This is a genomic window from Synechococcus sp. BA-120 BA3 (assembly GCF_034931285.1).
Classification (GTDB): domain Bacteria; phylum Cyanobacteriota; class Cyanobacteriia; order PCC-6307; family Cyanobiaceae; genus Cyanobium.
This window is the reverse complement of the sequence record NZ_JAYGHZ010000157.1, coordinates 1-1,829: the sequence shown is the minus strand read 5'-3', so window position 1 is coordinate 1,829 and position 1,829 is coordinate 1. Positions and strand designations below refer to the sequence as shown.

Here is a 1,829-nt window from a genome sequence, read left to right as displayed (position 1 = left end):
GAGGTGGCGGAGCGCTGGCCGGGCTTCTTCGAGGGGGCGGTGGCCAGCGGCGAGCGGGCCGCGGCCGAGGTGGTGGGCCTGCTGGGCTGAACGAGGGGAGCACCCCGGCTGCCTACCATCCCCCCCAGGCAGGCGGCGGGTGTCGATGGGGGAAGCGGAGCACGCGAATCAGGGAGCGCCGCTGACGGTGCCACCGCTGGCCGACGCCCTGGCCCGGGGCATGGCCGACCTGTTCCCCGCCGGCAGGGATCCCGACCCGGATCAGCGGCTCGAGGCGCGGCTGGCGGAGGCGGAGCGCCAGGGCCGCCCCCTGCGGGTGAAGCTGGGCATCGATCCCACCGGCAGCGACATCCACCTCGGCCACAGCCTTTTGTTCCGCAAGCTGCGGGCCTTCCAGAACGCCGGCCACACGGCGGTGCTGATCATCGGCGACTTCACGGCCCGCATCGGCGATCCCACCGGCAAGAGCAGCACCCGCGTGCAGCTCGATGCGGCGGCGGTGGAGGCCAATGCCGCCACCTACCTGGCCCAGCTGGGCCAGGGCCAGCCCCCCGAGCGCTCCCTGCTCGACTTCGAGACCCCCGGCCGGCTGGAGGTGCGTCGCAATTCCGAGTGGCTCGCCGGCCTGGCGCTGCCCCAGGTGATCGAGCTGCTGGGCATCAGCACCGTGGGCCAGATGCTGGCCAAGGAGGACTTCGCCAACCGCTACGGCTCAAGCACCCCCATCAGCCTGCACGAGTTCCTCTATCCCCTGCTGCAGGGCTACGACTCGGTGGCCGTCGCCGCCGACCTGGAGCTGGGCGGCACCGACCAGAAGTTCAACGTGGCCATGGGGCGCGACATGCAGCGCCATTTCGGCCAGCGGCCCCAGTTCGGGCTGCTGCTGCCGATCCTGCCCGGCCTCGACGGGGTGCAGAAGATGAGCAAGAGCCTGGGCAACACCGTGGGGCTGATGGAGGACCCCCTGTCGATGTATTCCAAGCTCGAGAAGGTGCCGGACGCGGTGGTGGAGGACTACCTCACCCTGCTCACCGATCTCGACACGGCGGCGCTGCCCACCAACCCCCGGGAGCGGCAGAAGGCCATGGCCCTGGAGGTCACCGCCAGCCGCCATGGCCGCGACGCGGCGCTCCAGGCCCAGGCCGATGCGGCCGGGCTGGTGGGCGCCGGCCTCGCCGGAGCAGCAGGGGCAGGGGCAGGGGCAGGGGCAGGGGACGGACTCCAGGCGGACAGCGTGCCCGAGGCCTCCCTGGCCGGGCTGGCCTTCCCCCTCAAGGCGTTCTATCTGCTCAGCGCCCTGCAGGTCTGCGCCAGCAGCAGCGAGGGGCGGCGCCAGATCCAGGGGGGCGGCGTCAGGCTCGACGGCGAAAAGCTCAGCGACCCCAACCAGGAGTTCGCCAGCGCTGAGGAACTGGACGGCAAGGTGCTGCAGCTGGGCCGGAAAACCTTCCGGCGGCTGGTGGCCTGATGGTGGATGCCGCACGCCCCGCCACGGCCGTGGAGCCCACCCTTGATCCTACCGAGCGGATCATCCTTGCCCTCGACCGCCCCGACGCCGACGCGGCCCTGGCCCTGGCGGCGGCGATCCCGGAGCTGCGCTGGGTGAAGGTGGGCCTGGAGCTGTTCACGGCCGCCGGACCCGGCGTGGTGCGGGAGCTGCGGCGGCGGGACCTGCGGGTGTTCCTGGATCTGAAGTTCCACGACATCCCCGCCACCATGGCCGGCGCTTGCCGCAGCGCCGCCCGGCTGGGGGCCGAACTGATCACCGTGCATGCCTGCGCCGGCAGCGAGGCCCTCGCCGCCGCCCAGGCCGCGGCCGAGGAGGGGGC

2 protein-coding genes are annotated in these 1,829 nt (G+C 72.7%); both read left to right on the top strand.

What is annotated here, in order from left to right:
* The first annotated feature begins 220 nt into the window (after positions 1-220).
* A complete protein-coding gene (gene tyrS / locus VB737_RS06815; protein ID WP_500312177.1) occupies positions 221-1,468 on the top strand; it encodes a tyrosine--tRNA ligase in 1,248 nt (415 codons plus the stop codon).
* On the top strand, positions 1,468-1,829 hold a 362-nt coding region (locus VB737_RS06810), incomplete at its 3' end, for an orotidine 5'-phosphate decarboxylase / HUMPS family protein (protein ID WP_500312176.1). The genes tyrS and VB737_RS06810, both read left to right, overlap by 1 nt.